General features: G+C 50.3%; 5 protein-coding genes. 1 reads left to right on the forward strand and 4 read right to left on the reverse strand.

Annotation, left to right across the window (positions count from 1 at the left end; all coding sequences use genetic code 11):
* Positions 1 to 840: 840 nt before the first annotated feature.
* From ABDZ36_RS10825 to ABDZ36_RS14910, 3 genes are all read right to left on the reverse strand, one after another.
* Entirely contained in the window at positions 841 to 1,332 is a 492-nt protein-coding gene (locus tag ABDZ36_RS10825) for a hypothetical protein (protein WP_211313736.1), read from the reverse strand.
* Positions 1,333 to 1,337: 5 nt separating this feature from the next.
* Positions 1,338 to 1,550 (reverse strand): hypothetical protein, encoded by a 213-nt coding sequence (locus tag ABDZ36_RS10830; RefSeq protein ID WP_211313735.1) that lies wholly within the window; start codon positions 1,548 to 1,550, stop codon positions 1,338 to 1,340.
* A gap of 406 nt (positions 1,551 to 1,956) precedes the next feature.
* Positions 1,957 to 2,160 (reverse strand): winged helix-turn-helix transcriptional regulator, encoded by a 204-nt coding sequence (locus ABDZ36_RS14910; protein WP_211313734.1) that lies wholly within the window; start codon positions 2,158 to 2,160, stop codon positions 1,957 to 1,959.
* 344 nt (positions 2,161 to 2,504) lie between these two features.
* Here ABDZ36_RS14910 and ABDZ36_RS10835 point away from each other — a divergent pair, with 344 nt between their 5' ends.
* Positions 2,505 to 2,879, forward strand: a complete 375-nt coding sequence (locus ABDZ36_RS10835) for a hypothetical protein (protein ID WP_211313733.1) — start codon at positions 2,505 to 2,507, stop codon at positions 2,877 to 2,879.
* A gap of 229 nt (positions 2,880 to 3,108) precedes the next feature.
* On the opposite strand, the gene ABDZ36_RS10840 is transcribed toward ABDZ36_RS10835, so the two are convergent.
* The gene (locus ABDZ36_RS10840) at positions 3,109 to 3,408 is read right to left on the reverse strand and encodes a Maf family protein (protein WP_211313732.1); all 300 of its coding nucleotides are present in this window, start codon (positions 3,406 to 3,408) and stop codon (positions 3,109 to 3,111) included.
* Positions 3,409 to 3,671 lie beyond the last annotated feature (263 nt).

The following is a 3,671-nucleotide window of genomic DNA, read 5'->3' on the forward strand; positions in this document are numbered from 1 at the left end:
TAAGCTAGTAACGCTCTATAACAGTTAGAAACTCTACTATAGTGTGTGAAGACTTCTATGACACCCTCAGACTAGTGTCTAAACGAGTGTAATCAGCACAGCACAGCTAAAGATGGAGGTGGGATGATGAACTCCCTCTATTGTATCTCTCTGCTATGAGTATCTACATGAGAGGGGTTGTAAAAGTAGTATGTAGGGGATGTAGGTGTCTATTACAGCTCTGAGAGGAGGGGGGTGGTGGTGATCTCCGTGAGACAGTAGGAGAGTGAGGGGGAGACGAATTTTAGATATTGGTTTCTATGGGATTATTTCAACTTGTTTCTTCAACTTTCATCTATCCATCCTTATCATCATGGTTATGATAAGAGAGGGTGGGGATGGGTACTCATCCACTTCTTCTTGGGGAAGCGGCGTGAACATCCTTCTCACCTACTGAATAATGGAGAAGGGTAGACACGCCGATCCTACCAAAGGAGGTTTGTGCATCTCTCTCATGCCTTCCCTTCACCTTCCTTGTCCTAAACTGGATTTGAAGATAGACGACCCTTATGAGAGTGGGATGGGTTTGGTCGTCCATCCCGATTCCCGCGTAGTAACGTGAGGGGGGTGAGTTGATTCCCACCCCATACGTTTGGACCGTAGTCTCATCCCCGACCTTGATTCTCTTAAGCTCAGGGTGAAGGCATCCTGTTGCGCTTCACCGTCCCATCGTACTGAGTGGTGTACGATGATCCACCATCGAGGACTTAACTCACAGATTCAGCGGGCGTCTCTCTAACACGGGCTATATGGTCGGTCTATATAAATCCATTGGTGTTTGTTTAGGTTATTATTTGGGACTTAACTGAATTTTTTGTCTGAATCCTTCCCACTACTGTATGTTTGTTGGTATTCAAGAGTATCTACAGCCCGATTCGCGGACTGCCGATTCGTAGCGTTCACCTCATAGGTAGTCTGCTGGTTATACTTCACGTAGGCTCCACTACCACCACCACCCATCGACGCACTCATCCCGACATTCATTCCATTCACGGACTGCCCGACTTTAGCGAACTCACGGAGATTCGAGGGGCGGTCACCACCTCCAAAGATACCAAAGAGGTTGATCCACTCACTTCCAAGGCCTTGAGCGGGGAAGTGAACTGTCGTCTGCCGTTTGAGGTCTACTGCGTTCCCCTTCCGAAGCTCCGTCTTCGCACCTTCGTTGATGATGGGGATGGAAGTGTTATCTATCGTAATCTTCCCTGCGACTTCTTTGATTGTCTCATACTCGTTCTCGACATCGAATCCATCGGGTTCTGGTGGAACACCCCCATCGAAGTCACCAATCATCGAGGTTACTCCCCATCCCCATCGGGGATACGCGTTCCGCAGAGCGTCATGTCTCCGTCCACCTCATTCACGTCCGTCTCTGTGGCGTCAGCGTCGTCCAAGAGGCGATTAATGACGATTCGGTAGGAGACATCTTCTGTTCCAAAGAGGTCAGTCTTCGCTTCATCAAGCCGCTGTTTCTGCCGAGTCGTCGTATGGATCGAAGTGTAGTGAGACATCTATGACTCCCCCTCTCTGCATATATAGGCGAGGTACTTTATTCTTGTGGGTTATACTATTGGGTGTCTGACTCTAAATCTAATATTGGCGGCGAGAGTGTTCTGCTCACCCCATATATCGTGATGGGCGATTTCATTTCTAATCTTGACGGGGTGGGGTATGAAGGCATTATATTACTACTGCGCATACGCGTCACATGGCCTACTTCTATCTGAGGGGTGGTATTTATGGTCGACACCGCGCCTTGCGACAGTCAGATAGTGGGGATGCGCCGTACCTTGTTGTGTTGTTGTCTACCTTGGACATCAATACAACAAACTCTATTTGGGGCGTATACTCCCTATTTTCACCTAACTAACGCCGTAAAATGGGGTTTGTATCAGTCTGTTAGAGTGGTTTTCGGCACTACTCACAGTCTATGTACCAGACAACGACGGTCCCGATGTCCTTTCTATTCACTTTCCCTTGCTCGTGAAGCTCGTCAAGTCGCTTCTGTGTTCCTTGCCGAGTCATCCCAACTTCATCCGCAATCTCACTTGTGCCCGCAGGGGAGTGGGATCGAACAGAAGACAGTAGTTCCTCATCACTCGTCTCTCGTGGTCGTCCCATACCCCTGCTATATGGGTGGGCAACTTAGTTTCTTCGTGGAAACTATTATGGGTATACGGGTTCTGGTTGGTAGTACGAAGGTCGCTCCCTGTTGGGTGAGAAATCCCACGGTGCTACAACACCGCGGGAGTGGCCTTCGATGAACGCTCAAAGACCATGAGTACACAAACGCCGACAACCCTTCACGACTTCGGTCGTGGGGACACGACGGTCGTAGAGGACGATGAACGCCCCGCAGACTGTGGTTGCACGACGTCGATGAACGATCTACCCTGCTGGCCGTGCTTCCGAGACGGGTTCGAGTCACCCGCAGAGACGTCCGACGTCGATGGAGGTGTCGAGTGATGTTCGACGTCGTGGATGAGGATGGCGACGTCGTCATGGGCCTCTGTCAGAGTCGTAGCGACGCCGAGGAAGTTGTCGAGGAGTATGGTGACGCGACGGCGGTGACGCCGCGATGGTCGTGTCAGAAGGCTACTCGTGGGAGGATTTTCACCAACGACGTCCATGACGTCAAGATTCGGGTGACGTCCTCATACGGCGAGTTGAGAACGCAATTGATCGACACTCGTGACGGAAATGATGTCGTCGCTAAGAGTGGTGCCGTCGATAGTCGTGAAAAAGCCCTGTCGAGAGCGATGAGTTACGCGACGACGTGGCGTGACTACATGAATCGGTTGCCACCATCCTCCGAAAGCCGTCAGAGCGACGCCGAGTAACCCCTGTGGAGTAAGGTCCTTCCACTACTCACCCCACCCTCGTCGGTGTAGAAGCCCCTTCCTCCCACCCCCTTCTCTCTAAAGCGGCGCGTTTGAGCGTCGACCCTGAGGTGCGAGCGTGAACCGAACGGTGGGGAGACGGTTCACCTCGCAGAGGGAACGCGACGCCGAACCGACGCGCCCCACCTTGCTGTCTGGTCGGTTGGAAATTCTATGAATCTACTCTAATTCAATCTGATTCTATTGCTTCTATTATTTGTCGTTCACGTCGATGCATCTTGCTATCGACCATACTATTCACCTTCTCAAACAGCTTTGAGACTATGAAGTAGGCAATAACCAGATTTGCAAAAATCCCGATGATCGACCCTACTATCCCCGCTACGAGGGTAAGAAATCCGACTATAAGTGAGGCTATGAGGATCGCGCCAACTGCGTAAACAATAAAATCCTCTGCATAGCTACCAGAGTTGTCTATTGGTGAAGTTGATTGTACTGCTTTCTCAAGCTCCTCCTTCTCAATCGGCATTACTATTCAACAAGTGTGACTGACAGCACATATAGGTACTCCATATGACAGACGATTCTACCGCGCACCCAAACCAGTATGAGACTATCGCTGTTCGTCACTTCCGCCGTCGTCTCCAACTCGATGAAGTCCGTGAGATGTGCTCGTCTATATGAAATACTGTATTAAATTCACCCCACAGAGAGTAGTTTAATGTGAGGGTGTCATAGAAGAGTTCTCATGGTTTGCTGAATCAGCTCTAACGAATTGAAAGCGCCGTACAC

This window comes from Halarchaeum salinum (assembly GCF_039520965.1).
In the GTDB taxonomy this organism is placed as follows: domain Archaea; phylum Halobacteriota; class Halobacteria; order Halobacteriales; family Halobacteriaceae; genus Halarchaeum; species Halarchaeum salinum.

Coding starts and splice junctions, on each gene's coding strand:
- ABDZ36_RS14910 (WP_211313734.1), bottom strand. CDS start 2,160: ATGGGACGACCACGAGAGACGAGTGATGAGGAACTACTGTCTTCTGTT.
- ABDZ36_RS10840 (WP_211313732.1), bottom strand. CDS start 3,408: ATGCCGATTGAGAAGGAGGAGCTTGAGAAAGCAGTACAATCAACTTCA.
- ABDZ36_RS10825 (WP_211313736.1), bottom strand. CDS start 1,332: ATGATTGGTGACTTCGATGGGGGTGTTCCACCAGAACCCGATGGATTC.
- ABDZ36_RS10830 (WP_211313735.1), bottom strand. CDS start 1,550: ATGTCTCACTACACTTCGATCCATACGACGACTCGGCAGAAACAGCGG.
- ABDZ36_RS10835 (WP_211313733.1), top strand. CDS start 2,505: ATGTTCGACGTCGTGGATGAGGATGGCGACGTCGTCATGGGCCTCTGT.